The sequence below is a fragment of the Halomonas sp. 25-S5 genome, assembly GCF_029889845.1.
Lineage (GTDB): Bacteria > Pseudomonadota > Gammaproteobacteria > Pseudomonadales > Halomonadaceae > Halomonas.
Window position 1 is genome coordinate 41,584 of record NZ_JARANV010000019.1, and the last position, 24,614, is coordinate 66,197.

At 65.3% G+C, this 24,614-nt stretch carries 24 protein-coding genes and 1 pseudogene; 16 read left to right on the plus strand and 9 right to left on the minus strand.

Annotated elements, in window-relative coordinates:
• Positions 1-163 precede the first annotated feature (163 nt).
• The 9 genes from OP498_RS13495 to OP498_RS13535 all read left to right on the plus strand — a co-directional run bounded on the left by OP498_RS13495 (position 164) and on the right by OP498_RS13535 (position 12,176).
• Positions 164-1,033 (plus strand): carbon-nitrogen hydrolase family protein, encoded by an 870-nt coding sequence (locus OP498_RS13495; RefSeq protein WP_280553868.1) that lies wholly within the window; start codon positions 164-166, stop codon positions 1,031-1,033.
• Between the two features lie 67 nt (positions 1,034-1,100).
• Positions 1,101-2,684, plus strand: coding sequence for a biotin carboxylase (locus tag OP498_RS13500; protein WP_280547935.1), 1,584 nt, complete (start codon positions 1,101-1,103; stop codon positions 2,682-2,684).
• A 47-nt stretch (positions 2,685-2,731) separates the two neighbouring features.
• Positions 2,732-3,730 (plus strand): C45 family peptidase, encoded by a 999-nt coding sequence (locus OP498_RS13505; protein ID WP_280547934.1) that lies wholly within the window; start codon positions 2,732-2,734, stop codon positions 3,728-3,730.
• 57 nt (positions 3,731-3,787) lie between these two features.
• On the plus strand, positions 3,788-6,571 hold the full coding sequence (locus OP498_RS13510) for a beta-eliminating lyase-related protein (RefSeq protein WP_280553869.1): 2,784 nt from the start codon (positions 3,788-3,790) through the stop codon (positions 6,569-6,571).
• A gap of 248 nt (positions 6,572-6,819) precedes the next feature.
• Positions 6,820-8,301 carry an NAD-dependent succinate-semialdehyde dehydrogenase gene (locus OP498_RS13515; RefSeq protein ID WP_280553871.1) on the plus strand — a complete coding sequence of 494 codons (1,482 nt, stop codon included), beginning with the start codon at positions 6,820-6,822 and terminating at the stop codon, positions 8,299-8,301.
• Between the two features lie 100 nt (positions 8,302-8,401).
• The gene (locus tag OP498_RS13520; RefSeq protein ID WP_280553873.1) at positions 8,402-9,829 is read left to right on the plus strand and encodes an aspartate aminotransferase family protein; all 1,428 of its coding nucleotides are present in this window, start codon (positions 8,402-8,404) and stop codon (positions 9,827-9,829) included.
• A 91-nt stretch (positions 9,830-9,920) separates the two neighbouring features.
• On the plus strand, positions 9,921-10,913 hold the full coding sequence (gene eutB, locus OP498_RS13525; protein ID WP_280553874.1) for a hydroxyectoine utilization dehydratase EutB: 993 nt from the start codon (positions 9,921-9,923) through the stop codon (positions 10,911-10,913).
• 21 nt (positions 10,914-10,934) lie between these two features.
• Complete coding sequence (locus OP498_RS13530) at positions 10,935-11,066, plus strand: hypothetical protein (protein ID WP_280547929.1); 132 nt, start codon at positions 10,935-10,937, stop codon at positions 11,064-11,066.
• Positions 11,067-11,285: 219 nt separating this feature from the next.
• Complete coding sequence (locus OP498_RS13535) at positions 11,286-12,176, plus strand: HD-GYP domain-containing protein (protein WP_280547928.1); 891 nt, start codon at positions 11,286-11,288, stop codon at positions 12,174-12,176.
• A gap of 199 nt (positions 12,177-12,375) precedes the next feature.
• Here the strand turns inward: OP498_RS13535 and OP498_RS13540 are convergent.
• A pseudogene (locus OP498_RS13540) lies at positions 12,376-12,470 on the minus strand (IS1595 family transposase); the annotation flags it as partial.
• Positions 12,471-12,611: 141 nt separating this feature from the next.
• Between OP498_RS13540 and OP498_RS13545 the strand changes: the two are divergent.
• On the plus strand, positions 12,612-13,295 hold the full coding sequence (locus OP498_RS13545; RefSeq protein WP_280547927.1) for a haloacid dehalogenase type II: 684 nt from the start codon (positions 12,612-12,614) through the stop codon (positions 13,293-13,295).
• Between the two features lie 65 nt (positions 13,296-13,360).
• Here OP498_RS13545 and OP498_RS13550 read toward each other — a convergent pair whose 3' ends face one another.
• From OP498_RS13550 to OP498_RS13560, 3 genes are all read right to left on the minus strand, one after another.
• Positions 13,361-14,320: a sulfurtransferase gene (locus OP498_RS13550; RefSeq protein ID WP_280553875.1), complete on the minus strand. Its 960-nt coding sequence runs from the start codon at positions 14,318-14,320 to the stop codon at positions 13,361-13,363.
• A 153-nt stretch (positions 14,321-14,473) separates the two neighbouring features.
• On the minus strand, positions 14,474-15,043 hold the full coding sequence (locus OP498_RS13555) for a carboxymuconolactone decarboxylase family protein (protein WP_280553876.1): 570 nt from the start codon (positions 15,041-15,043) through the stop codon (positions 14,474-14,476).
• Positions 15,044-15,129: 86 nt separating this feature from the next.
• Positions 15,130-15,720: a TetR/AcrR family transcriptional regulator gene (locus OP498_RS13560; protein ID WP_280547924.1), complete on the minus strand. Its 591-nt coding sequence runs from the start codon at positions 15,718-15,720 to the stop codon at positions 15,130-15,132.
• A gap of 157 nt (positions 15,721-15,877) precedes the next feature.
• On the opposite strand from OP498_RS13560, the gene OP498_RS13565 reads away from it, so the two are divergent.
• The 5 genes from OP498_RS13565 to OP498_RS13585 all read left to right on the plus strand — a co-directional run bounded on the left by OP498_RS13565 (position 15,878) and on the right by OP498_RS13585 (position 20,622).
• A complete protein-coding gene (locus OP498_RS13565) occupies positions 15,878-18,268 on the plus strand; it encodes a PqqD family peptide modification chaperone (RefSeq protein WP_280553877.1) in 2,391 nt (796 codons plus the stop codon).
• 124 nt (positions 18,269-18,392) lie between these two features.
• Positions 18,393-18,668 carry a hypothetical protein gene (locus tag OP498_RS13570; protein WP_280547922.1) on the plus strand — a complete coding sequence of 92 codons (276 nt, stop codon included), beginning with the start codon at positions 18,393-18,395 and terminating at the stop codon, positions 18,666-18,668.
• A gap of 138 nt (positions 18,669-18,806) precedes the next feature.
• Positions 18,807-19,391, plus strand: a complete 585-nt coding sequence (locus OP498_RS13575; RefSeq protein ID WP_280553878.1) for a DinB family protein — start codon at positions 18,807-18,809, stop codon at positions 19,389-19,391.
• Positions 19,391-19,876, plus strand: coding sequence for a DUF302 domain-containing protein (locus OP498_RS13580; RefSeq protein WP_280553879.1), 486 nt, complete (start codon positions 19,391-19,393; stop codon positions 19,874-19,876). The genes OP498_RS13575 and OP498_RS13580 overlap by 1 nt, the downstream gene beginning before the upstream one ends.
• Before the next feature lie 293 nt (positions 19,877-20,169).
• Positions 20,170-20,622: a DoxX family protein gene (locus tag OP498_RS13585; RefSeq protein WP_280553880.1), complete on the plus strand. Its 453-nt coding sequence runs from the start codon at positions 20,170-20,172 to the stop codon at positions 20,620-20,622.
• Positions 20,623-20,666: 44 nt separating this feature from the next.
• Here the strand turns inward: OP498_RS13585 and OP498_RS13590 are convergent, their stop codons facing one another.
• Positions 20,667-21,332, minus strand: coding sequence for a DUF3047 domain-containing protein (locus OP498_RS13590; RefSeq protein ID WP_280547918.1), 666 nt, complete (start codon positions 21,330-21,332; stop codon positions 20,667-20,669).
• 184 nt (positions 21,333-21,516) lie between these two features.
• On the opposite strand from OP498_RS13590, the gene OP498_RS13595 reads away from it, so the two are divergent.
• Positions 21,517-21,975, plus strand: a complete 459-nt coding sequence (locus OP498_RS13595; protein ID WP_280547917.1) for a DUF302 domain-containing protein — start codon at positions 21,517-21,519, stop codon at positions 21,973-21,975.
• Positions 21,976-22,004: 29 nt separating this feature from the next.
• Here the strand turns inward: OP498_RS13595 and OP498_RS13600 are convergent, their stop codons facing one another.
• The 4 genes from OP498_RS13600 to OP498_RS13615 all read right to left on the minus strand — a co-directional run bounded on the left by OP498_RS13600 (position 22,005) and on the right by OP498_RS13615 (position 24,492).
• Entirely contained in the window at positions 22,005-22,208 is a 204-nt protein-coding gene (locus tag OP498_RS13600; RefSeq protein WP_348533487.1) for a zf-HC2 domain-containing protein, read from the minus strand.
• Entirely contained in the window at positions 22,205-22,783 is a 579-nt protein-coding gene (locus OP498_RS13605; protein WP_280553881.1) for a sigma-70 family RNA polymerase sigma factor, read from the minus strand. The genes OP498_RS13600 and OP498_RS13605 overlap by 4 nt, the downstream gene beginning before the upstream one ends.
• Positions 22,784-23,162: 379 nt before the next feature.
• Entirely contained in the window at positions 23,163-23,810 is a 648-nt protein-coding gene (locus OP498_RS13610) for a TIGR04282 family arsenosugar biosynthesis glycosyltransferase (protein ID WP_280553882.1), read from the minus strand.
• Complete coding sequence (locus tag OP498_RS13615; RefSeq protein ID WP_280547914.1) at positions 23,800-24,492, minus strand: TIGR04283 family arsenosugar biosynthesis glycosyltransferase; 693 nt, start codon at positions 24,490-24,492, stop codon at positions 23,800-23,802. Before OP498_RS13615 ends, OP498_RS13610 begins: the two co-directional genes overlap by 11 nt.
• Positions 24,493-24,614 lie beyond the last annotated feature (122 nt).

Below are 24,614 nucleotides of genomic sequence, written 5' to 3' on the forward strand. Positions count from 1 at the left end.
GTCACCTCGGCCCTTGTGGCATAAGCTGGTAATAGGTGGGTGGGCCGAGGCTCACCCGGCCGGGCGATCCCACCGGCATGCTCCCGATGGTGCCGGTCATGTGTGATTGATAGTTGACAGCGCCCTGGAAGTTTCCGAGATCGCCTGACGCAGAGAGACCAAGATGTCCTATTTCACGATTGCCGGGGTGCAGATGCATGCCCTGCACCATGGTGACAACACCGAGGCCATGCGCCACCGGATCGACGTGCTGATGAGCCGTTTCCCCCAGGTGCAGATGGTCCTGTTCAGCGAGCTGATGCCCATGGGGGCCTCGCCGCACCACGCCCAGCCGATGCCCTGCAGCACCGAGGCCCTGTTCTGCCAGATCGCCGAGCAACATCGCATCTGGCTGATCCCCGGCTCGATGTTCGAGCAGACCGACGACGGCATCTTCAACACCCTCTCGGTGATCAACCCCCACGGCCAGGTGGTGGCCCGCTACCGCAAGATGTTCCCCTTCCGGCCCTATGAGGCCGGGGTGGAGAGCGGCAGCGAGTTCGTCACCTTCGACGTGCCCAACGTGGCCCGCTTCGGGGTCTCGATCTGCTACGACATGTGGTTCCCCGAGACCACCCGCACCCTGGCCGCCATGGGCGCCGAGGTGATCCTGCACCCGACCATGACCGACACCATCGACCGCGATATCGAGCTGTCCATTGCCCGCACCAATGCCGCGGTTAACCAGTGCTACTTCTTCGATATCAACGGCGCCGGCGCCATCGGCAACGGCCGTTCCATCGTGGTCGGCCCCTCCGGGGATGTCATCCACCAGGCCGGCACCGGCGAGGAGGTCATGCCCATCGAGGTCGACCTGAACCGCGTGCGTCGCGAGCGCGAGACCGGCCTGCGCGGCCTCGGCCAGCCGCTGAAGAGCTTTCGCGAGCGCTCCGTCGACTTCTCGTTGTACCGCAACGAGGGGCGCTCGAGCCCCTTCCTCGACACTCTCGGCCCGCTGGCCAAGCCGGTTCGGGCCGATATCGAGGAGTACTGACCCCTCGCCTGCGGGCGGTGCAGTGTAGAGGTAGAAGAAGTAAGGAAAGAAAAAAAGAGGAGCCCCCATGCTGGAGCCACTGATTCGCTTGCTGCGCCGCCTGTTCCGCAATTCCCCGGCGGCCCCTGCCGCGCACCCGGCGCCCGGCGCCTCTCCCGTGACCGATGGAGCGACCAAGATGAGCAAAATAACAACCATTGCCGATGTCCGCCGCCACTTCCTCAACAACAAGGAGCCGGTCTATTTCATCTCGGCCACCAACTTCAACCTGCTGGGGATCGGCGACTGGGTGGGTAACTTCCGCCATATCAACTACATCGACTGCTTCGAGGGGCAGCAGCGCAACGTCTTCGTACCCAAGGAGAAGTTTCCCCGCGACTTCGAGAGCATCGAGGACATCAACAACTACCTCCTCGAGCACAAGGAGGTCATCGACTTCATCCAGTCGCGGGCAGACGGCGAGAACGCCGGCGTGGCCGCCTTCTTGATGTTCGATGAGCACACCGAAGAGATATGCAAGCAGCTCGGGCTGCGGGTGGCATTCCCCCCCGCGGCGCTGAGAAATCGCATGGACAACAAGATCGAGACCGTGCGCATCGGCAACAAGGCCGGCGTGCCCAGCGTGCCCAACGTGCTGGCCAAGGTCGGCAGCTATCAGGAGCTGTGCGAGGTGAGCAAGGACCTCGGCGGCGACCTCGTCGTGCAGACCGCCTTCGGCGACTCCGGCCACACCACCTTCTTCATCGCCAGCGAGGACGACTACTACAAGCACGCCGAGGAGATCGAGGCCGAGCCCGAGGTCAAGATCATGAAGCGGATCAACTGCCGCGGCTCGGCCATCGAGGCCTGTGCCACCCGCTGCGGCACCGTGGTGGGGCCGCTGATGACCGAGCTGGTGGGTTTCAAGACGCTGACTCCCTACAAGGGCGGCTGGTGCGGCAACGAGATGTTTGCCGGCGCCTTCACCCAGGAGATCCGCGACAAGGCCCGGGAGTACACCTTCAAGTTCGGTGAGGCGCTGCGCGAGGAGGGCTACCGCGGCTACTTCGAGCTCGACTTCCTGATCGACATGGACAACGGCGAGGTCTACCTGGGCGAGCTCAACCCGCGGGTCACCGGGGCCAGCTCGCTGACCAACGTGGCCGCCTTTGCCCACTCCGACATCCCGCTGTTCCTCTTCCACCTGCTGGAGTTCTCGGACGTCGACTTCGACCTCGACATCAACGACATCAACGAGCGCTGGGCGCACCCCGAGAGCGTCGACAGCTGGAGCCAGCTGGTGATCAAGCACACCGACGAGAGCGTCGACCTGCTCACCGCCTCACCGCGCACCGGAGTGTGGAAGATGGCCGGCGACGGCAGCGTCAGCTACGACCACTACAGCTACCATCCCCATGCCGCCGAGAACGACAGCGAGGGCTTCTTCCTGCGCATCAGCGGCGCGGGCGACTTCCGCTACGAGGGGGCGGACCTCGGCATCCTGATCACCCGCGGGCGGCTGATGGACGACGACTTCCAGCTCAACGAGCGCGCCAAGGCGTGGATCGACGGCATCCGTGGCCAGTATGCCGGCCAGTCGCTGCAGGACCCGGTGGTGGAGGAAGTGGCCGTCAGCCATGCCGTCGGCGGCGGCAACTTCAAGATCCTGTGAGTGCCGGGACCGTTTTCCCTTCGCCCCGGGAGGTGCCTGCGGCCGACATGGACAAGATGCTCGATTTCCGCACCGTGCGCGAGGAGGCGGCCGGCGCTCGGTGGCAGGCGCTGTTCGAGTACCACTGGCCGGCCTACGAGCAGTGGTATCTCAGCGAGGGGGAGCGCGAACGGCCGGGGTATCTCGCCTGCTACAACGCCCTGCGCCGGCACATGCCGGAGCTGCTGCCGACCTATCGGGCGCTCTGCGACCTGGCCGGCGGCGGTGACCTGGCCGCGCGCTTCCTGAGCCTCTACCAGCCGCCGCCCTATATCACCGGCTGTTCCCAGGCGGTGCTCGCCAGCCCCGCCTCCACGGTGCTGGCGCGTAACTACGACTACCCGCCGGAGCTGTGCGAGGGCACGATCCTCTACACGCACTGGAACGAGCGGCGGGTGATCGCCATGTCCGACTGCCTGTGGGGCGTGCTCGATGGCATGAATGACCGTGGGCTCGCCGTATCGCTGGCCTTCGGTGGACGCAAGGCGGTGGGCCAGGGCTTCGGCGCGCCGATCATCCTGCGCTACCTGCTGGAGTTTTGCGACAGCGTGCCCGAGGCGGCCGAGGTGCTGGCCCGGGTGCCCACCCACATGGCCTACAACATCACCGTGGCCGACGCCGCCGGCCGCTACGTGACGGCGATGATCGGCCCTGACCGTCGTGCGAGCATCCGCCGTGTGCCGGTGGCCACCAACCACCAGAAGAAGATCGAGTGGTATGCCCATGCCCTGGCCTCGGAGACCCTGATCCGCGAGCGCCAGCTGTCGATCCTGGTGGACGACGAGGCCACCACCGAGGAGCGGCTGATCGCGGCCTTCTCGGCCCCGCCACTGTTCCGCCACGACTACCGGCGTGGCCTGGGGACCGTCTATACCGCGGTCTACCGCCCCCGCTCGGGGCGTGCCCAGTTCCACTGGCCAGGCATGAACCTGGACCTGAGTTTCGACGACTTTCCCGAGGAACGGATTACCGTGCGCTACGGCACCCGCGCGCTGCACAGCGGCTGACCCGGCTTACCGCGCGATCGATCCCCCTCGACAACAAGAGCAAGGATGGGTGTTGCCATGCCAGAGACGAGTCCTACTGAGACGCCCTATACTGCCCTGGGCTTCTACCACAAGATCTCCCAGCTGCGTGCCGACACCTGGAATGCGCTGAAGCGCGATCTTGGGCGGCTGGTGCGCCTGGACGACGAGGGCCGGGCCAAGAACCTGGTCAAGGCGATCGACGTCAAGCTGACGCGGCTCGAGATCATCGAGGACTACCACGCCTTCCCCTCCAAGGAGGACTTCCGTCACCTCTGGTCGCTGTTCGACCGCGAGGAGTACGGGCTGCTGGAGAAGGTGGTCAAGCGCCTGGTGCGGGCGCTGATCAGCGAGTCCTACCGGCGGCGCCACGTCGACCTCAGCGAGACCGATGCCGATGCCGAGGACCTCGAGACCCTCGATGCCCTGGCGCAGCTGCGCCGCGGGCACCCGGCATCGAACAGCTCGGCCCAGCCCTACTTCGAGCTGCTGATTGTCGACAACCTCTCGGCCCCGGAGGAGGAGGTGGTCCGCGAGGCCTTCCACAACATGCGTCGTCCCGAGGACCGCTTCGTCTACGACGTGGTCACGGTGCGCAGCTTCGAGGATGCGCTGATCGCGGTGCTGGTCAATCCCAACATCCAGGCCTGCCTGATCCGCTACGAGTTCCCCTACAAGTCGAAGTACAACCTCAGCGCCCTGCGCAGCTACCTCGAGGGGATCTCCGAGCAGTCCCTGGAGCACCAGTCCGAGGCCGAGCGCAGCATCCTGTTGAGCACCATGATCCACGAGCTGCGCCCCGAGATCGACCAGTTCCTGGTCACCAGCGGCGACGTGGAGGCCACGGCCAGCCGCGACATCCGTCACTTCAATCGCATCTTCTACCGCGAGACGGACTACATCGAGCAGCACCACACCATCCTGCGCGCCATCGACAACCGCTATCGCACGCCCTTCTTCGACGCCCTGCGCGAGTACAGCAAGAAGCCCACCGGGGTCTTCCACGCCATGCCCATCTCGCGGGGCAAGTCGATCACCCGCTCCCACTGGGCCGGGCAGATGATCGACTTCTACGGCATCAACATCTTCCTCGCCGAGACCTCGGCCACCTCCGGCGGACTGGATTCGCTGCTCCAGCCCTACGGGCCGATCAAGAAGGCCCAGGAGTATGCCGCCCGGGCCTTCGGTGCGCGGCAGAGCTTCTTCGTCACCAACGGCACCTCCACCGCCAACAAGATCGTCGTCCAGGCGCTGATCAAGCCGCGCGACATCGTGCTGATCGACCGCGACTGCCACAAGTCGCACCACTACGGCATGGTGCTGGCCGGCGCCCACGTCAGCTACCTGGACTCCTACCCGCTCGATGACTACTCCATGTACGGGGCGGTGCCGCTCAAGGAGATCAAGAAGACGCTGCTCGAGTACAAGCGCGCGGGCCAGCTGCACAAGGTCAAGATGCTGCTGCTGACCAACTGCACCTTCGACGGCGTGGTCTACAACGTGCGCCGGGTGATGGAGGAGTGCCTGGCGATCAAGCCCGACCTGGTCTTCCTGTGGGACGAGGCGTGGTTCGCCTTCGCCAGCTTCAACCCGACCTACCGGCCGCGCACCGCCATGCATGCCGCCCGCACCCTGCGTGACCGCTACCGCAGCGAGGCCTATCGTGCGGAGTACGACGCCTGGAAGGCGGAGTTCGATACCCTCGATCCCGACGACGACGCCACCTGGCTTGACCGGCCCCTGCTGCCCGACCCCGACGCGGTGCGCATCCGGGCCTATGCCACCCATTCCACCCACAAGACCCTGACCTCCTTGCGCCAGGGGTCGATGATCCACGTCTGGGACCAGGACTACCGCCAGAAGGTCGAGGCGCCGTTCCACGAGGCGTACATGACTCATACCTCGACCTCGCCCAACTACCAGATCATCGCCTCACTGGACGTGGGGCGCATGCAGGCCGAGATGGAAGGCTTCGAGCTGGTGCACGCCCAGGTGGAGGCGGCGCTGTCACTGCGCGAGCAGCTCTACACCCACCCGCTGCTGCAGAAGTACTTCCGGGTGCTGGTCAACAAGGACATGGTGCCACTGGAGTACCGGCAGTCGGGGGTCGAGACCTTCTACGACCCGGTCACCGGGTGGAACAAGATGGAGGAGGCCTGGGCCAATGACGAGTTCGTCGTCGACCCCAGCCGCATCACCATCGCCATCGGCGCCACGGGCATCGACGGCGATACCTTCAAGAACGAATACCTGATGAACAAGTACGGCATCCAGATCAACAAGACCTCGCGCAACACCGTGCTGTTCATGACCAACATCGGCACCACCCGGGGCTCCATCGCTTACCTGCTCGACGTGCTGATCAAGCTGGCCAAGGAGTTCGAGTATCGCTGGGAGGAGAGCAGCCGGCCGGAGCGCAAGATCATCGAGAACCGCGTCCACTCGCTGACCAAGGAGCTGCCGCCGCTGCCGGACTTCAGTCGCTTCCACGCGGCCTTCCGCCCCGACTCCGACGGCAACACCCCGGAGGGGGATATCCGCCAGGCCTACTTCCTCAGCTACGACGAAGAGAACACCGAGTACCTGCGCTTCGACAATGGCGAACTCCAGGCCCAGATGCGCACCGGCCGCGACGTGGTCTCGGCGAGCTTCGTGATCCCCTACCCACCGGGTTTCCCGGTGCTGGTTCCGGGGCAGGTGGTCAGCGAGGAGATCCTCTACTTCCTGCAGGCCCTGGACGTCACCGAGATCCACGGCTACCGCCCGGAGCTCGGCCTGCTGGTCTTCACCGAGGAGGCCCTGCGCAACCCGCCGGCGGGCTGACGGCGCCTCGCGCCCGGCCGTCGCCGCTCCACAGAAAAAACCGCAGGTTTCCGGCACAGGACAAAAAATCCTGTGCCGCCCGTCGCCGGTAACGAAAAGTCTCGTCCCGCCAAAGCCCCTATCCTGACCCCATCGAGCCGCCCTGCCGAACAGGCGGCTCGCCCGTTTTTTTCTTGTTCTCGGCGCCCAGAGCCGCGCCGGAACATCGCCGGCGTTGACACACGCCGGTGCGTCAGGGGAGGTACAGCATGACTCTGTCCAGCAAACTCAGCGATCCGCGCCTGTTTCGCCAGTACGCCTACGTCGATGGCAAGTGGACCCATGGCGAGGGCGGCCGCGAGGAGGCCGTGTTCGACCCGGCCACCGGCGAGGCACTGGGGCACATTCCCTGGCTGGAGGCCCACCAGATCACCGCGGCGGTGGATGCCGCCGAGGCCGCCTTCGTGCACTGGCGTGCGCTGCGCGCCGACGAGCGCTGCGAGCGGCTGCTGGCCTGGTACGATCTGCTGCAAGCCCATCGCGAGGATCTCGCCACCCTCATGACCCTGGAGCAGGGCAAGCCGCTGCCCGACGCCCGCGGCGAGGTGGAGTACGGCGCCAGCTTCGTGCGCTGGTTCGCCGAGGAGGGCAAGCGCACCTTCGGCGAGACCATTCCCAGCCATATTCCCAACGCGGCACTGGGCACCATCAAGGAGCCGGTGGGCATCGCCGCGCTGATCACCCCCTGGAACTTCCCGCTGGCGATGATCACTCGCAAGGCCGCCGCCGCCATGGCCGCCGGCTGCACGGTGATCGTCAAGCCGGCCGGCGAGACGCCGTTCTCGGCGCTGGCGCTGGCGGAGCTCGCCGAGCGCGCCGGCATCCCCGCCGGGGTGTTCAACGTGGTGCTGGGCGAGCCTGCCGAGGTGTCGAAGATTCTGTGCGCCGAGGACCGGGTCAAGGCGCTCTCCTTCACCGGCTCCACCCGGGTCGGCCGGCTGCTGCTGGAGCAGTGCGCCAACACCGTCAAGCGGGTCTCGCTGGAACTCGGTGGCAACGCGCCGTTCATCGTCGGGCCGGACATGGATCCCAAGGAGGCGGCCTTCGCCGCGGTGGCGGCCAAGTTCCAGACCGCCGGTCAGGACTGCCTCGCCGCAGACCGCATCCTGGTCCACGAGTCGATCCACGACGCGTTCGTCGAGCACTTCGCCGAGCGCATGGCGGCGCTGACCGTGGGCAACGGCCTGGAGAGCGAGGTCGACCTGGGTCCGCTGATCCATCGCCAGGCGGTGGAGAAGGCCGCGGCCATCGTCGACGACGCCATCTCCAAGGGCGCCACTCTGGTGGCCGGCGATCAGAGCCAGGCCCCGGGCGAGAACTTTTTCATGCCGGTGCTGCTGACGGGCGTGACCCACGACATGAAGATCTGGCACGAGGAGAGCTTCGCCCCGGTGGCCGGCATCACCGCCTACGCCGACGATGACCAGGTCATCGAGATGGCCAACGACACCGAGTACGGCCTGGCGGCCTACCTCTATACCCACGACATCCGCCGCATCTGGAAGGTCCTTCGCGCCCTGGAGTTCGGGATGGTCTCGGTGAACTCGGTGAAGATGACCGGCCCGCCCGTGCCCTTCGGCGGCGTCAAGCACTCCGGCCTCGGCCGCGAGGGGGGCGTGACCGGTATCGACGAGTACCTGGAGACGAAGTATTACTGCCTGGGTGCCCTCGGCTCCGTATCCGGGAGCTAGCTTCGCTCGCAGAGCTCCCAAGACTAGTGGTCTTGCTTAATTGATTTGAACCTTCTCCCCGGCGGGATGCCGGGGAGCACCAGAGAAGAGAGAACACGAGATGAACCAGCAGCACCAGGATCTGATCGACCGCGACCGCAAGGTGACCTTCCACGCCTCCACCCACCTGCGCGACTTCGCCCACGGCGACGCGCCGGGCCGCGTGATCACCGGCGGCCAGGGTATCCACATCGTCGACAAGGATGGCCGCGAGTTCATCGACGGCTTCGCCGGCCTCTACTGCGTCAACATCGGCTATGGCCGCACCGAGGTGGCCGAGGCCATCTACGAGCAGGCCCTGAAGATGTCCTACTACCATACCTATGTGGGACACGCCAACGAGCCGCAGATCGCCCTCTCCGAGAAGATCCTCGAGCTCGCCGGCCCCGGCATGTCCAAGGTCTACTACGGCATGTCCGGCAGTGATGCCAACGAGACCCAGCTGAAGATCGTGCGCTACTACAACAACGTGCGCGGCCTGCCGCAGAAGAAGAAGGTGATCTCGCGGATGCGTGGCTACCACGGCTCCGGCATCGCCTCGGGCTCGCTGACCGGCCTCAAGGCGTTCCACGACCACTTCGACCTGCCCATCGACACCATCCGCCACACCGAGGCGCCGTTCTACTACCAGCGCGCCGCCGAGCTCGAGGGCATGAGCGAGCGGGAGTTCTCGAAGCACTGCGCGACCAAGCTCGAGGAGATGATCCTCGCCGAGGGCCCGGACACCGTGGCCGCCTTCATCGGCGAGCCGGTGCTCGGCACCGGCGGCATCGTGCCGCCGCCGGAGGGCTACTGGGCCGAGATCCAGGCGGTGCTGGCCAGGTACGACGTGCTGCTGATCGCCGACGAAGTGGTGTGTGGCTTCGGGCGCATCGGCAGTGACTTCGGCAGCCACTTCTATGGCATCAAGCCCGACCTGATCACCGTGGCCAAGGGGCTGACCAGCGCCTACCAGCCGCTTTCCGGCGTGATCGTCGGCGATCGCGTGTGGCAGGTACTGGAGCAGGGCACCGGCGAGTACGGCCCGATCGGCCACGGCTGGACCTACTCCGGTCATGCCCTGGGCTGTGCCGCGGGGCTGGCCAACCTGGCGATCATCGAGCGCGAGGGGCTGACCCGCAATGCCGCCGAGACCGGCGCCTACCTGCAGCAGCAGATGCAGGCCGCCTTCGGTGATCACCCCATCGTTGGCAACGTGCGCGGCGTGGGCATGCTGGCGGCCCTGGAGTTCGCCGCCGACCCGAGCCGTCGTGGGGCCTTCGACCCGGCACTCAAGGTCGGTCCGCGCATCGCCGCGGCGGCGATGCAGGAGAACCTGATCGCCCGCGCCATGCCCCAGGGCGACATCCTGGGCTTCGCGCCACCGCTGACCACCAGCCGCGAGGAGGTCGACGAGATCGTCGACCGGGCTCGACGTGCCGTGGACGCGGTGCTCGACGAGCTGGTCCGCGAGGGGGCCGTCAAGGCAGTGGCGGACACGGTGGCCTGACGGTTTGCCCGACTCGGCCCTTCGGGAGGCCGTAACCCCTGAGCGTCGCCGCGGGCCTTCCCGCGGCGACGCCGTTGGCGTGGAGGAGAGGATGCACGATCACGGTGTCTCCCTGGAGGCGCTCTATCAGGCGCGCCGGCGCATCGCCGGCGAGGTGGTGCGCACGCCACTGGTGCGTTCGGCGGCGCTCTCGGCGCGCTTCGATGCCGAGATCCGGCTCAAGCTCGAGACCTGCCAGCCCACCGGCGCCTTCAAGCTGCGTGGCGCGGTCAACATGCTCGCCGCCTTGATCGAGGGCCGCGGCCGCGAGGCACTGGCGGCTGGGGTGGTGACGGCCTCCACCGGCAACCACGGCCGGGCGGTGGCGCACGCCGCCGCGCGCCTGGGCGTGCCGGCGGTGATCTGCCTGTCGCGGCTGGTGCCGGCCAACAAGGTGGCCGCCATCGAGGCGCTGGGTGCCGAGGCAAGGCGTGTCGGCGCCAGTCAGGACGCGGCCTTCGAGGAGGTCGAGCGGCTGGTGAACGAGCGGGGCATGACCCTGATCCCGCCCTTCGACGATCCCCTCGTCGCGGCGGGGCAGGGCACCATCGGCCTGGAGCTGATGGAGGAGTGCCCGGACCTGGACAGGGTCATCATCGGGCTCTCCGGCGGCGGCCTGCTGGGCGGTATCGGCGCGGCCGTCAAGGCGATTCGCCCCGCCTGCCGGGTCACCGGGGTGAGCCTGTCCCGTGGCGCGGCCATGTGGGAGAGCCTGAAGGCCGGCCATCCCGTGGCGGTGGAGGAGGTCGAGAGTCTGGGCGACTCCCTGGGCGGCGGCATCGGGCGCGACAACCGCTGCACCCTCAGCCTGGTGCGCGAGGTGATGGACGACCATCTCCAGGTCTCCGAGCGCGCCATCGCCGCGGCCATGGTCGATATCCTCGAGGACGAGAAACGGCTGGTGGAAGGCGCCGCCGCCGTGGGGCTGGCGGCCATCGCCGAGCATGGCCTGGACGTGCGCGGCCAGCGCGTGGCCCTGATCCTCTCTGGCAACGCGGTCTCGCTTTCGACCCTTGATCGGGCACGTGTCCTGGCCGGACGCTAAGCGTCGAGCCTCAACGGCCTGATGCTGGTCCTCTCCGCCAGGACCGGGCGGGTGGAGGCCGTGCTCTTCGACGAGGGCTATCTCACCCAGGTGCGCACGGAACTGGCCGGCGCCATTGTCGGCTTTGCCTTATCGCGGCTGGCGGGCGACTGATAGACCGGCTGGTTGTCCTGTTGCTTATGCCGCGCAGCAGGACAGTTGCTTGACATCCGTGGTGAAGGTGACTTCTCCACAGCGCTCTGTGTCTCGCCTGGGGCAGTGGAAAAGCGTGATCATGGAAAGGAATTCCCGACCGATATCGACAGAAGCATTAGGCACAGTGCGTCCTTTATCGGGGCACCGTCTAACTCGGACCAGAAATAGGAGGGGAAGATGAATTGTACCAGGACATTGCTGCGAAGCCTGATGCACTTTGCCGCCATGGTCGAGGCGAGGGATCCGTATACGGGTGGTCATCTCTGGCGAGTTTCGCAGTTTGCTCACCTGCTGGCCGCCGAGGCCGATTTCGACGATCAACAGCAGGCCAGGATAGCATTGGGTGGGTTCTTGCATGACTTGGGCAAGATCGGCGTGCCCGACGGTATCCTGAACAAGGCCGGGCCATTGAATGAAGAGGAGTTCGCCATCATCAAGACCCACCCGGAGATCGGCCATCGTCTGCTGAGCCAGCACCCTTTGGCGCCGTTGGTCGATCTAGCGGTCCATGCCCACCATGAGCGTCCCGATGGATCCGGCTATCCGCAAGGACTCAAGGGCGAGGCGATTCCCCTGGTGGCACGTGTCGTGGGGATCGCGGATGCTTTCGATGCTATGACCAGCATGCGCTCCTATCGTGCCGGCATGCCTATCGCACAGGCCCTGGAGGTGATCCGCGATAATCTCGGGACTCAGTTCGACGCGAGGCTGGGCGAGCATTTCCTGGCGCTGGGCGAGGCGAGCTATCTCGAGCACGTAGTCGGCCACAGCGAACCGGGTATTCCCTTGCAGACATGCCCCGAGTGCGGGCCGATCATTGTCGTGATGTCTCGCCATGGGCATGGCGACCTGTTGTATTGCCCGCTGTGTGCCGCCGAGTTGGCGCTGCAACGCGACGACGGGAAACTGAGCATGACGCCAACCGGGCACCGGGGAACTCCTTCGCAGTTGGCGCCGGAGGTCGATGGTGATTTGATCGCGCGGCTGGTCCAGACGGCGGAGCGGCTCTTGTCGACGCCTCTACGTGCGGGACTGCTGTCACGTCTCCGCACAAGGTTTGCGTTCTAGCCCGTCGCCCGGCAGAGTCGAGGCTGCGTTCGCCTAACCTGGTGCCTCTTTGCATCGGCATGTGTGCCAGGGTGAGATACATCCTGTCATCGTCATGTCCCTAGCCAATCTGCAGTTCTGCCTTCATCGAGTCCCGGGAGGAAGCAAAGGCGGAGCCGACCAGGTAGGCCACCGTCAACGGACACACGCGACCTACGAACATCATGGCCTTGAGGTCATAGCGCCGATTGAAGCGATACTCGAATCGGCCAGGTAGCGCGGGGCATGCTGTCCGCGGATGGCATGGTACGTGCCATGACGTCACTCCTATGCTGGATATAACCTCAGTATGGGGCAGGCTGGCGGGATGGTGGCTGGTCATGCCTCTCTTGAGTCCTCACCCACCAGGCGTCATGCTGCTGGCATCTGACTAATTTGATCCAAGGAGTTGAGAGGATGGCAACGGTACTGGCCTTCGATGTCTACGGAACCCTGATCGACACCCATGGCGTGGTCGCGGAACTCGAGCAGCGCCTCGCCGGGCAGGACCGTTCGGACCTGGCCCCGGAATTCTCGCGGCGCTGGCGCGACAAGCAGCTGGAGTACAGCTTCCGCCGCGGCCTGATGGGAGCCTACGTGGATTTTTCCCACTGCACGCGCGAGGCGCTGGAGTTCACCGACCGCGCCCTGCAGACGCGCTTCTCGGAGACCGACAAGGAGCACCTGATGGGCGTCTACGCCCGGCTGCCGGCCTTTCCCGAGGCCTCGGCGGCGCTGGATCGCCTCGCCGAGGCGGGGATCCGCTGCGTAGCCTTCTCCAACGGCAGCCGTGAGGCGGTCGAGGGGCTGCTGGTGCAGGCCGGGATCCGCGCGCGCTTCGAGACGGTGGTCAGCGTCGATGAGGTCAAGCGCTTCAAGCCCGACCCGGCGGTCTACGCCCACCTGCGCTACCGGCTGGAGAGCGAGCCGGGCGATACCTGGCTGATCTCCAGCAACGCCTTCGACGTGATCGGCGCCCGCCACGCCGGCCTGCATGCCGCCTGGGTGCGGCGCAGCCCGGATGCCCCCTTCGATCCCTGGGGCATCGATCCGGACCTCACCGTGCCCGACCTCGACGCCCTGGCCGAACGGCTGAGCTAGCAACGACAAGACGACGCCCCGCGGTCGGCCGCGGGGCGTTGTGGTAGGGGCTTCAGGCGGCAAGACTACTCGGCCAGCTCGCCGACGCTGACGGTGCCCCGGTCGGCCAGCTGCACCAGGTGATCGTCGTCACGGGTCCAGGCGGCCATGGAGCCGTCGTACATGGTGACGTTCTCCAGCCCACCGATTTCGCTGAGCTGGAACCAGCCGCTGGCGGCCCAGTGGCCGGTGTTGCAGAAGGCCACGGTGGGTGCCTCGTGGTCTAGGCCGAGTTCGTCGATGCGGGCCTTCAGCGATTCTGGCTGCAGGTAGTAGGCCCCGTCGTGCTCCTCGATGCTGCCATCATGGGGCAGGTTCACCGAGCCGGGGATGGTGCCCGGCACGCGGGCGGCGGGTGACTGGGTCTCGCCCCTGTAGAAGGCCGGCGGCCGGGCATCCACCAGCGTCGTCTCGTCGGCGTCACGTGCCGCTTCCACCTCCTCGGTGGTGGCCAGCAGCCGCTCCTGCAGCGTGGCCGAGAAATCGACCGCCTCGGGGTCGCTCGCCGTGCCGCTGGTGACCTCGAAGCCCTGCTGGTCCCAGCCGGCGAAGCCACCGTTGAGGATCGTCACTTCATCGTGCCCCAGCGCCTTGAAGGTCCAGTAGATGCGGGCGGCACTGCCGAAGTCGGTGGGGCCGGTGCCGGCCGGGACGACGACCACGGTGTCATTGTTGTCGATGCCCAGGCCACCGATGAGTTCCTCGAGGTCATCCACCGCGGGCATCAGGCCGGCGACGCCGTCGCGGTCCTCGCGCCAGCCGGCATTGGTATAGCTGCTGTAACGGCTGCCGGGGATGCGAGCCGCCTCGAAGCTCGCCCGGTCGCCGCCGTCATCGATGGCGGAGCGGACGTCAAGTACTACCAGGTCGTCGCTGCCCAACTGCTGGTCGAGCCACTCGGCCTCGACCAGCGGAGCGGGGTGCAGGGCATGGGCCGGACCAGCCAGGACCAGGGTGCCGGCGGCCATTAACAGGGTACGTTTCATGGGGCGTCCTCCATCATCAGGGATGACACGATGCTAGGCGTGCCCTTCCGGCAGGGCAATCTGGTGGCAAGAACCCTTTCTGACGAAATTATTCCATTGGTGCATAAAAAAACGGCGCCGTTATCTCCGGCGCCGATGTGAGGGGGAATACGCTCAGCCCTTCCAGGCATGGCCGGCGAAGGCCTCGTCGAGTTCCGGGTGGTTGACGTGGTTGGCATAGTTGGAGAGCGTCTTGACCGCCAGGGCCAGCACGATCTGCAGCACCTGCTGCTCCTCGAAGCCGGCATCCAGGAACGCCTTGACGTCTGCCTCGCCGGGCATGCCCCGGGTCTCGAACATGACCCGGGTGAACTCGGCGAGGGCCGCCAGGCGTTCGTCCGGAATCGGCTGGCCGTTGCGGATCGCTTCCAGCACGTCGGCAGGGACCTGGGACATCTTGTCGGCCAGCATGCTGTGGGCGGACATGCAGTAGCCGCAGCCGTTGAGGCGGCTGATGGTCAGGAAGACCACCTCCTGCTCGGGCGGTGCGAAGCCTGAGTCATTGCGGAACAGATCATAGCCGTGCAGGTAGGTGTCCAGCACGCCCGGTGCCTTGGCCATGCCCTCATACATGTTGGGCACGAAGCCCAGCTTGGCGTTGGCCTGCTCGAGCAGCGGCTTCGCCTTGGCATCGGCGTTGTCGAGGGTCTGGGGGGGAAGTTGCATCTGATAGTCGGCGGACATGGTATGTGCCTCCTTCGTGGTCGTGGGTGCTGCCATTGCGCCATTTATGGATCGATCGTTCCACAAATGGCGAGAAAAAGTAGTCATCAGCGTCGCAGGGCGTCCAGGAGCAGTTCTACCGCCTGTCCGGCCTGCTCGGTGTCCGCCCCGCTCTTCAAGAGGGTCCTGAGCCCGGCCATGCTCATCGTCAGGTAGCTGGCCAGAGCTGCTGCATCCCGTTCCGGGGCGATGTCACCCTCCACCTGGCCCCGCATCACTGCCTGCTGGAAGAGTGCCGTGATGGCGGCGATGCTCTGGCGGGCATGCTGCGAGGGCAGACCATCGTGCTGGCCCAGCTCGCTGGCGGAGTTGAAGATCAGGCAGCCTAGGGCAGCGCGATCACTGCCGGCTTCCTGTGCCGTCTCGCGGAACAGGGCCGCCAGGAAGGCCATGGCCGAAGATGCCGCCTCAAGGCGGCGACCCAGACTGCCCACCAGGGACTCACGGTAGCGCCTCAGGGATTCGAGGAACAGCTGTTCCTTGTTGCCGAAGGCCTGATAGAGGCTGCTGCGAGATAGGCGCATGGCCTCCAGCAGGTCCCGGGTCGAGGCGCTCTCGTAGCCTCGTGCCCAGAAGACCTGCATGGCGGCGTTGGCAGCCTCGTCCGGGCTGAATGCGATGGGGCGTCCTCGTGTCATGTCAGCCAATTTAGTATCGATCGTTCCATAATTCAAGGGGCGACAGATCTCACTCCACTTGCTATCGCTGTAAGGAGCGAGTCGCGGCGTCGACAAAGCAACCAGATACCATAATCAACAGTCGCACGATTACCATGGCCGACAGGAGATCCCGAGCATGACGGAGCAGCATTCGCCGACAAGGCGCTTCTGGCTGGGCGGTAAGCGCGCTGCCGAGCAGGACCGGTTCTTCCGTGAGGCCCTGGAACCCCTGGGCTGGCAGCTCGGCGACGAGCACGACTGGGACGCCGGCTGGATCACCGGCATGCCGGATGCTGCACAGTTCCGGCGTGTCTCGCCGACGCGCAAGATGAACCACTTCCCGGGCAATGCGGCGCTCACCGTCAAGAGCCGACTCCATGACAGCCTCGCCACCCTTCGCGAGCGCATGCGGGAGAGCCATGGGGCGGATCACGAGCTTGTCCGGCGGCTGGCGTTCTTTCCCCGAGCCTACGTGATGCCCGGTGACTACCATGCGCTGCAGGAGGCCGCCCAGGCCGACCCCGGGCAGCGCTGGATCCTCAAGCCCACCAATGCCTCCAAGGGTAAGGGCGTGCGGGTGCTGCAGGATGTCGCCGAGGCGCCTCTCGCGCGGGACTGGCTGGTACAGGAGTATGTGGCCAATCCCCATACCATTCGCGGCCACAAATATGTCCTGCGGCTCTATGTGCTGATCACCTCGCTTTCGCCGCTGCGCGTCTATCTCTATCGCCAGGGCTTCGCCAAGCTGGCCTCGGAGCCCTGGGATCCCGAGGATGCCGACAACCCCTACAGCCAGCTCACCAACCCGGACATCAATGCCCTGAACAGCCACGCCGAGGTGCCGGTGGAGTTTATCGACCTGGAGCGATACCGGGCCTGGTTGAGAGATCAGGGGCACGACGACGAGGCCCTCTTCGCGCGCATCGAGGACCTGGTGGCGCTCACTGTGATCTCCGCCGTGGACGCCATGCGCGCTCGCACCGCCGAGGCCGGCGCTGATCCCCGTGGCTGCTACGAGCTGCTGGGACTCGACTGCCTGGTGGACGACACCCTCAAACCGTGGATCCTGGAGTGCAACCTTAGCCCCTCGCTGGGCATCTGTGCCGACCCGGAGACGGGGGGGCGCGTCGAGGAGGCCGTCAAGGGCGGGCTGGTGCATGACATGGTCGCGCTGGTCGATCTCCCCGGACGGGCCCTGTCCGAGGCCGGCACTGCCGCTCAGGAACCGGATGTCACCCCGCAGCTGGTCGCCGAGGCAGAGGCCGAGCAGGCACGCGCCGGCGGCTTCCTGTGGCTGTTGCCGGCCGTGGACCCCGAGCGCTACCTGCCCTACTTCGCCTTGCCCACCCCGGCCGATCTCCGGCTGGCCGAGGCCCTGACGGGGCGACCCCTGCCGCCCCTACGGTTGCAGCGGCGCCACGTGGCGGAACTGGTCGACGAGGAGCGTCTCGCCCTCTATGACACGCGCAGTGGTCGCTACTACCGGCCCAACGACACGGCCTCCCTGACCTGGCTGCTGGCGACCGAGGGGCTGGACCCCGATGCCATCGCCGAAGAGCTGGCGCGCGCCACCTCCGAGGCGGGAGCACCGGCACAGATCTCGGCGCTGCGGGACGATGTGTGGAACACCCTGCGCGATTGGTGCCGTGCCGGCCTGCTCTGTCAGCAAGGCACCACGCCGGCAGCGTCGCCGGAGGCGCGTGAGGTCCCTGACCAGGCGCCACTCTCACTGACGGGGCGGGTCATGAGGCTCCAACTGGACGGCCGTGACTGGGCCCTGGACGTGGCCAGTGGCCCTGCCATGGCGCGGTTGGCGACATGGTTCGGCGAGCGGCTCTCGCCGCTTGACGCCGAGGCGGCGCGCCGGCTGCCGCGGCTGGCGGTACTGCAGGAGTCCGGCGGCTATGCCCTGGCCACCGATGACCGGCTGTTGGCATCGCGGCTAACGCTTGCGCAGCTGGGTCCGGTATTGACATCGCACCTGATTCGCCAGGCCACGATGCCCGGCCACCCGGTGGTCGACGCGGCCCTGTTGGTCACACCGCAGGGCTGCGGGGTGCTCTGCCTGCTCCCCGATGGGGAGGAGAGCCGCGCCCTGCTGCAGCGGCTGCGGGAAGCATCGGGCGGTATGTTGACGCGCGGCGTACGGCTGGACCTCTCGGATCCGAGCATCGCCGACCCCCTGGACTTTCCCCTGCCGGGCGTCGCCGGAGCCTCGAGCGGGTTGCCCGCTACCGTGGCTCTCCGCGGTATGCTGCTGCCGGCCAAGACGTCTGCCGACCAGGCTCTTGCCCCGGTTGCCATGCTGGAGGTGCTTGGCGATCTGCTGCCGAATTGCCTGACCGTTGATGGCCAGGCGCTGGATGCCCAGAGCGTGACGGTTCTAGGCGACTGGCTCTCCACCCTGGTCTTGAGTGCGGTGAGGGCGGGGCCAGATGCACCGGATGCCGCGTCACTGATCCAATGGCTGGATACGCGGGTAGACCCCACCCCTTCGGTCGATCGTCTCGCCATGGCGAGAGGATGACAGGAGCACGAGCATACGGTGATGCCTTCCGGCATCACCGATGAAGATGTCGGCCCCTGGCCGGCGTCAAGACAACACGACATGTCCGGCATGTCGCCCAATCTGTATCAAGGAGATCATGATTATGACACTGCAAGACGAAAAGCGCCGTAGCCTGCTGAGTCGCCTCAGCCGTCAGCTGGGCTACACGGCGCCGGCGCTCGCCTTGGTCGCCAGCGGCGCTGCGTTCCAGGCCGTGGCCAGCGAGACGTCCCCCGATCTGAGCTATACCAATGGCCAGGAGGCTCCCCTGATGCTTGCCGAGGCCCACGCCGAAGGTGGCGCCGAGGCCGAAGGTGAAGCAGAAGGCGAAGCGGAAGGCGAGGGTGAAGCAGAAGGTGAGGGCGAAGGGGAGGGGTGAGCCCTTCCTTCCCTACCAGCGGGAAACCAGGTCCGTCACCACGGTGGCGGTCTGGTTTCTTCCCCTCTGCCGCCTCACAGCGATCCCATAACGTAACCCATAACGTAACCCAAAGCGGAACTCACAGGACACCCCGTCATGACATCACGCCACTCCCGGCCGTCTCCCGACACCGTGCGTCTCGTCGAGGAAAACCTGCTGACCCTTTGCCAGCTGAAGGACATGGTCGGGTCCCTTTCACCCGACATCTATCAGCAGGCGTTCGGCGAACACGGGCGCCACACCCTGGGCAAGCATGTGCGTCACATCATCGATCATTACGATGCCCTCCTCGAGGGGCTCGACCGAGGAGGGGAGGTCATCGACTACGAACAGCGCCGACGCGACGAGGCCCTCGAGCAATGGCCGCAGCAAGCGGCGAGTCATCTGGTCGGCATCGAGTCAAGGCTGTCGGTGCTGGGCGGCGAGCCGTCGTCGGCCGCGCTGACCCTGGCCTATCCCCTGGATGAGGAGAGGCTCTCCCTGGCGTCAAGCCTGGACCGAGAGCTTGCCTTCCTGACCAGTCACAGCATTCATCACATGGCGATCATTGCCCTGCTGGCCGAGCAGTCGGGTATCCACCTGCCCGAGACCTTCGGGGTGCATCCCTCTACGCTTCGACACTGGCAGCGGGCGTCTGAGGAGCAGGTGCCGCTCTCACCACTTTCGCGGAGGAGTGCCTGATGATGCGCATGATACTGGCGACCTGGCTGCTGGTGCTGGTCGTGGCGGCCCCCGTGAGTGCCGAACCCCGTTGGCCCGACCAGGGCTGGCAGGTCACGCCCACCTCGCTTTCCTACGACAACCTGCTGGAGGCTCTGCAGGAGGCGGTCGAGGCCGAGGGCATGTTCGTGGTCACCGAGGCAGGGCCCACCGTGGCCGCTGCGAACCGGGGGATCACCATCCCCGGCAACCGGGTCGTCGGCGTGTTTCGCAACGACTATGCGGTTCGGATCCTGCGGCTGAGCGTCCCGGCGATGATCGAAGCCCCCATGCGCTTCTATGTCACCGAAAATGACGACGGCAGTGCCACCCTCTCCTGGAAGACACCGACTCACTTGCTCGAACCCTACTTGGACACGGCCGGCGAGGAACTGGAAACAGTGGGCCGCGAGCTCGACACCCTGTTCGCTGCCATTGCAAAGCGTGCCACCGAGGAATCGGAGTGACTGCATCGAGCGTCACCTCAGGCACTTGAGGCGCTGACCCGTCGCAACAACCCCCACCCCCGTTTGGTCAACTGCGGCCGCTCCTCCGGGACGGTCATGCCGGCGAGTCGGCCATATCCTTCAGCGGTAATTGCGCCATCGCATTTTCATCTCCTGACCCCGAGCCAGGACGATCGGACGCTTGCCCCGGTCCGTCCGACTTCTTTGCGTAAGGACATGCCGATCCCGGCGACCGAGTGGCGGCGTGTCATGTCAGGAACGTGGAATCCACCATGGAGTATCGAGGAGGAAAGATGACCAAGACGTTGAGCCTGTTGTTGTTAAGGGTATCACTGGGCGGATTGTTGCTGGTCTGGGGGGTGAACAAGATCGTCAATACCGATTACAGCCAGGCCATTGTCGACAACTTTTATTTCGGATTTCTATCGGCCGAAGCCCTGCTGCCACTAGCGGGTGCCGGCCAAATGCTGGTTGGCCTGCTGGTCGTCATCGGTCTGGCACGCCGCTGGACCTATCCACTGCAGCTGCTACTGAACGGTGCGTCGCTGGTGGCCGTCAGTGCCTCGGTCATTGATCCCTGGGGATGGTACCTTGAGGGTACCAATGCCTTGTTCTACCCCTCCTTGATCATCTTCGCCGCGAGTCTCTTGGCGATGGCCTTCCGTGAAGAGGATCGGCTGTCCCTGGATGCCGCCAGGCAGCGCCCGGGCCCGGTCAGCTGGGAAGCACGTCGTCACTGTAGCTGATGAGTGGCGATACCCGGCCATTGGTCGAGTATCGCCGTCCGGGTTCAGGGACAGTCGGGCGGCTCGGGACTCGCGGAGAAGGCCAAGTGGGTGAACCAGGCCGTGGCATCCACCCCGGCATTGTCGCCATCGCTCATGAGGGCGAGGCCATTGATGTGGTCCGGGCGGCTCCCGAAGAGTCGCTGATAGTCCTCGCGGATATCCCGCACTTCCGCCACCCATTCTCCTACGCGGGCCTCGCCACTCTGCAGGGCCATCAGCTGGGCGCGTGAGGTAAAGGCATTGGGCCAGTCCGATCCTGCTGGCTGGCTCGAGGCCCACACATAGTTCACCGACTCGACCTGCCAGGGGAGCAGCCCCGTCTTGCGGGCCACATAGACCCTGGCAGGGTAGTCGTCCCCTGACTTTTGTGTCTCATCGAGACCCTCATGAATCCCCGATACCTGCCAGCACCACTGCAGGTAGGGCGTCTCGATAAGGTCGACCTCGCGTTCCAGGTATTTCGCCGAGGCCTGTTGCCGGGCGCTGGCCTGGAGGAGTCGCATGCCCTCCCGCGCGATGACCCGGTACTCGGTCTCGCCCTCGAAGCTGCGTGTCGGCCAGGCGAGTATATCGTCCGGCGAGAACGTCAGGTCACCCGCTGCGATGACAGGTTCTGCCACCAGGGTCGTCAATGTCATCAGACACCAGGGGATAAGGGATCGGCTCATCGGGTAGATTACTCCATTCATTGCCGTGGATAGGGGGTGTTTTACGTCGAATCGTTCTTAAGGATGCAGTGGTCCAACGGGAGCGAACACCCCGGACCTGATCCCTCAGGCCCGGGTTTCTTGCCTTGTGCGGGGGTCTTGGCCATCCTGACAGGATATTCGCTGGACAGAGGGAGGAGATACCATGCGCAAGACGCTGACCGGGACGGCCATGGCTATGTTCATGGTTATACCGCTGGTAGTGCAGGCGGAAGAGCACGGGGTGATGCACCTGCAGTCGAGCGACGATATCCAGCGTGTCGAGGAGCGGCTTCGTGAGGCTATCGAGGACAAGGGACTGACCCTGATGACCGTTGTCGATCACACCGCTAATGCGGAGGGCGTGGGGCTCTCGTTGCCGGCGACCCGTACCTTCATCTTTGGCAATCCGCAGGTGGGTACGCCGATGATGCAGTGCCAAGGAAGCATGGCGCTGGACCTGCCCCAGAAGATAGTAGTACGGGAGACCGACGAGGGCGTCAGGCTAGAGTGGAATTCGCCACACTACCTGGCCGAGCGCCACTCCCTGGAGGAGTGCGACCTGCCACTGGACAAGGTCGCCGGTGTACTAGAGGGCGTGGCAAACGCTGCCGTAGGCCAGTGAGATCACGGCTGTGAAGGAGTGGCAGGCCTTCAGTGTCCGTCATCGTCCTGCTCGGCGTCATGTTCCGGGCCGAATCGCCTGCCGGCCTCATGAAGCAGCGTGAACTGTCTGTCGCATTCTCTACAGGCGCCGCACATGGAAAGGTGTAACCTCAGGGACACCCGTTCCTGGAAGGTGAGAGGGCGGTCCTGCCTGAGGGACATAAGCCGGGTCGCCTCCTTGCACATCATCATGCCGTTTCCTCCTTCAGCCAGCCCTTCTCGATGCAGGCCCTGAGTCGCAGCCGGGCGCGATGCAGTATCACCCAGCAGTTGTTTTCCTTGATGTCCAGCTCCCGGCAGATATCGTCGGTGGAGAGCCCCATCAGCTCGCGCAGGGAAAATACCCTAGCGGCGTTGTCCGGCAGGGCGATCATGCAGGCATCGAAGACCTGCCAGAAGTTTTCGGTCTCGAAGGCCGCCTCGGGTTCTCCCCAGCTGGAGGGGCGAGCACTCTCCTGCCAGCGGCCATTCTGCTGGAATTGCCGGTCGATGGCGTCGTCATCGTCCTCATCCTCGAGAGGCTGCCATCTTCTATGACGTTTCTGGACGCGCATGGCGTCGAGGATCTTGTACTTGAGGATGCCGAAGACCCAGGTCTCGTAGCCGGATCGCCCAGCGAAGCTTTCATTCTTTTCGATGGCGGACATCATGGCCTCCTGTACGGCATCCTCGGCCTGGCTCCGATCACGCAAGTGCATGAGAGCAAAGGAGACCAGACGTGGCCTGACAGCCGTAAGTCTTTGTAATCTATCTTCTTTTTCGTTCATCTAAGAGACCCTCGTTCCCTGTGCCGATGCTTGGACCAGATTCAGGCAAAGTCTAGCAGTTGGTATCAGCCAGGGTATAGGGTCTCTCGATTGAGTCGTTCAAGCCAGACTTTCCTTACAGGATGCTCAGGGTTATCGACAGGAATTATAGCGTCTACGATATCAGTGATATCAGAAAGTCTGATGATTTATCTGTGTATCGTCTCCGAAACTTGATGCGGGAAGGGCGGCGTTTTGGCAAGAAGATTGCGATGGATTTGCTGGTTTTTTTGATGAGGTTTGCCCACTCTTGACAGGAATATCATCTCGATCTGCAGGGGAGACATGAGGCGATATCAAGGCGCACTGCCACACCGATGTATGGGTCGGGAAGGCCATGTCATCGGCAACAGCCTCCCGGCACCGTGATCAGGTCGAGATGATTCGACAGTCGGTCAAGGTCCTCGGGCCGGTCCACATCCCAGAGCCGGGCGGGGCAGGCCAGCTGCCAGCCCAGCTCATCGGTGCGGTCGCGCGTCTGTGCCATGACGCGGTTCGTGCCCCAGTCGATGGCAGTGAACAGGCGGCGGTCGTTCCGTCGGACCCCGACCAGCGCATAGCCGCCATCCTCGACCGGCAGGAAGACGGCATCGGCGTCCGTCAGGGCAGCCTGGCAACGCCAGAGCAGGGGCGGGGTAAGCGCGGGACAGTCGCTGCCGATCAGCACTCCCGGTGCGTCCATGGCCTGCAGGGCCACGTATATGCGCTCCCCCAGGTCGCCTTCTGGCTGGGCGCGAAGCCTCAGGCCATGCCGATCGGCTAGTTCCCGGAACATGGGATGGGCGTGATCCAGTGCCGTCCAAAGGGTGATGTACTGCGGCGAGGTCGCCGCAAGGGCCGTAGCCACCGCATGGCGCAGCAGTCGCTCGTGCAGCCGACAGGCGCCCTCGGCGCCCAGGACCGGCATCAGACGCGTCTTCACCTGTCCGGGAATCGGTGCCTTGGCCAGTATCGCTAAGGGAAAGGAGCCGTGAGCGTCAGCGGACATGGTGATACGCCCGGGCCAGGTCATCCGCCGCCGCGCCTCGCCAGTAGCACCAGCGCAGTCGCCACATCAGGCGGATGGTGGTCCAGGCGCCCTGTTGGTCCCAGCGCCGGCCACTGCTGGTCACCTTCTCCGTCAAACAGGTCGGTGGCGATTGCCGCTTGAGTCGCCGCGACATCTCGATGTCCTCCATCAGCGGCTGGTCGGGAAAGCCACCCGCGGCGACAAAGGCCTCGCGGGTCATGAACAGCCCCTGGTCGCCGGTGGCGATGTCCGTCAGACGCGAGCGCAGGTTCATGGCGCCGGCGATGACCGGCAGCAGCGGATGCCTCCCTTCCAGACGGACATCGAATCGGCCCCACACGCATTGGCCTGACAGGGCCGTCTCGACCGACAGGTCGGCGCGCGGGGGGAGTCGCGTGTCAGCATGCAGGAACAGCAGGTGATGTCCGCGGGCCTCGCCAGCCCCGGCATTCATCTGACGGGCTCGGCCGGGCGCTCGGACGATCACTGTTGATGCCAGAGGGCGTGCCCGGGCCACCGTATCGTCGAGGCTACCCCCGTCTACGACCACTACCTCTACGCCGTCGGCCTCCCATGGCGTCAGTCGGGTCAGCAGCTCCTCGATGGTGGCCGCTTCATCCAGTGTCGGAATGATGATGCTGAGCCTCGGTATGTCCGTCATGCCGACGGTCCTCCTGATGCGCATATCGGTGCGGTGATGCCTTGGGTCGGATCATCCATCTCAGCCTTACAATATGGCGGTGGCTGTCGGGCCTGTAAGGCGTCCTTTGACGATACGACAGA

What these genes read in the sequence shown, in the direction of transcription:
- eutB (WP_280553874.1), top strand. Translation starts at nt 9,921, where the DNA reads ATGCACGATCACGGTGTCTCCCTGGAGGCGCTCTATCAGGCGCGCCGG.
- OP498_RS13605 (WP_280553881.1), bottom strand. Translation starts at nt 22,783, where the DNA reads ATGAACGAAAAAGAAGATAGATTACAAAGACTTACGGCTGTCAGGCCA.
- OP498_RS13520 (WP_280553873.1), top strand. Translation starts at nt 8,402, where the DNA reads ATGAACCAGCAGCACCAGGATCTGATCGACCGCGACCGCAAGGTGACC.
- OP498_RS13575 (WP_280553878.1), top strand. Translation starts at nt 18,807, where the DNA reads ATGACATCACGCCACTCCCGGCCGTCTCCCGACACCGTGCGTCTCGTC.
- OP498_RS13530 (WP_280547929.1), top strand. Translation starts at nt 10,935, where the DNA reads ATGCTGGTCCTCTCCGCCAGGACCGGGCGGGTGGAGGCCGTGCTCTTC.
- OP498_RS13515 (WP_280553871.1), top strand. Translation starts at nt 6,820, where the DNA reads ATGACTCTGTCCAGCAAACTCAGCGATCCGCGCCTGTTTCGCCAGTAC.
- OP498_RS13600 (WP_348533487.1), bottom strand. Translation starts at nt 22,208, where the DNA reads ATGATGATGTGCAAGGAGGCGACCCGGCTTATGTCCCTCAGGCAGGAC.
- OP498_RS13505 (WP_280547934.1), top strand. Translation starts at nt 2,732, where the DNA reads ATGGACAAGATGCTCGATTTCCGCACCGTGCGCGAGGAGGCGGCCGGC.
- OP498_RS13570 (WP_280547922.1), top strand. Translation starts at nt 18,393, where the DNA reads ATGACACTGCAAGACGAAAAGCGCCGTAGCCTGCTGAGTCGCCTCAGC.
- OP498_RS13545 (WP_280547927.1), top strand. Translation starts at nt 12,612, where the DNA reads ATGGCAACGGTACTGGCCTTCGATGTCTACGGAACCCTGATCGACACC.
- OP498_RS13550 (WP_280553875.1), bottom strand. Translation starts at nt 14,320, where the DNA reads ATGAAACGTACCCTGTTAATGGCCGCCGGCACCCTGGTCCTGGCTGGT.
- OP498_RS13585 (WP_280553880.1), top strand. Translation starts at nt 20,170, where the DNA reads ATGACCAAGACGTTGAGCCTGTTGTTGTTAAGGGTATCACTGGGCGGA.
- OP498_RS13560 (WP_280547924.1), bottom strand. Translation starts at nt 15,720, where the DNA reads ATGACACGAGGACGCCCCATCGCATTCAGCCCGGACGAGGCTGCCAAC.
- OP498_RS13535 (WP_280547928.1), top strand. Translation starts at nt 11,286, where the DNA reads ATGAATTGTACCAGGACATTGCTGCGAAGCCTGATGCACTTTGCCGCC.
- OP498_RS13580 (WP_280553879.1), top strand. Translation starts at nt 19,391, where the DNA reads ATGATGCGCATGATACTGGCGACCTGGCTGCTGGTGCTGGTCGTGGCG.
- OP498_RS13500 (WP_280547935.1), top strand. Translation starts at nt 1,101, where the DNA reads ATGCTGGAGCCACTGATTCGCTTGCTGCGCCGCCTGTTCCGCAATTCC.
- OP498_RS13595 (WP_280547917.1), top strand. Translation starts at nt 21,517, where the DNA reads ATGCGCAAGACGCTGACCGGGACGGCCATGGCTATGTTCATGGTTATA.
- OP498_RS13510 (WP_280553869.1), top strand. Translation starts at nt 3,788, where the DNA reads ATGCCAGAGACGAGTCCTACTGAGACGCCCTATACTGCCCTGGGCTTC.
- OP498_RS13590 (WP_280547918.1), bottom strand. Translation starts at nt 21,332, where the DNA reads ATGAGCCGATCCCTTATCCCCTGGTGTCTGATGACATTGACGACCCTG.
- OP498_RS13565 (WP_280553877.1), top strand. Translation starts at nt 15,878, where the DNA reads ATGACGGAGCAGCATTCGCCGACAAGGCGCTTCTGGCTGGGCGGTAAG.
- OP498_RS13610 (WP_280553882.1), bottom strand. Translation starts at nt 23,810, where the DNA reads ATGTCCGCTGACGCTCACGGCTCCTTTCCCTTAGCGATACTGGCCAAG.
- OP498_RS13615 (WP_280547914.1), bottom strand. Translation starts at nt 24,492, where the DNA reads ATGACGGACATACCGAGGCTCAGCATCATCATTCCGACACTGGATGAA.
- OP498_RS13495 (WP_280553868.1), top strand. Translation starts at nt 164, where the DNA reads ATGTCCTATTTCACGATTGCCGGGGTGCAGATGCATGCCCTGCACCAT.
- OP498_RS13555 (WP_280553876.1), bottom strand. Translation starts at nt 15,043, where the DNA reads ATGTCCGCCGACTATCAGATGCAACTTCCCCCCCAGACCCTCGACAAC.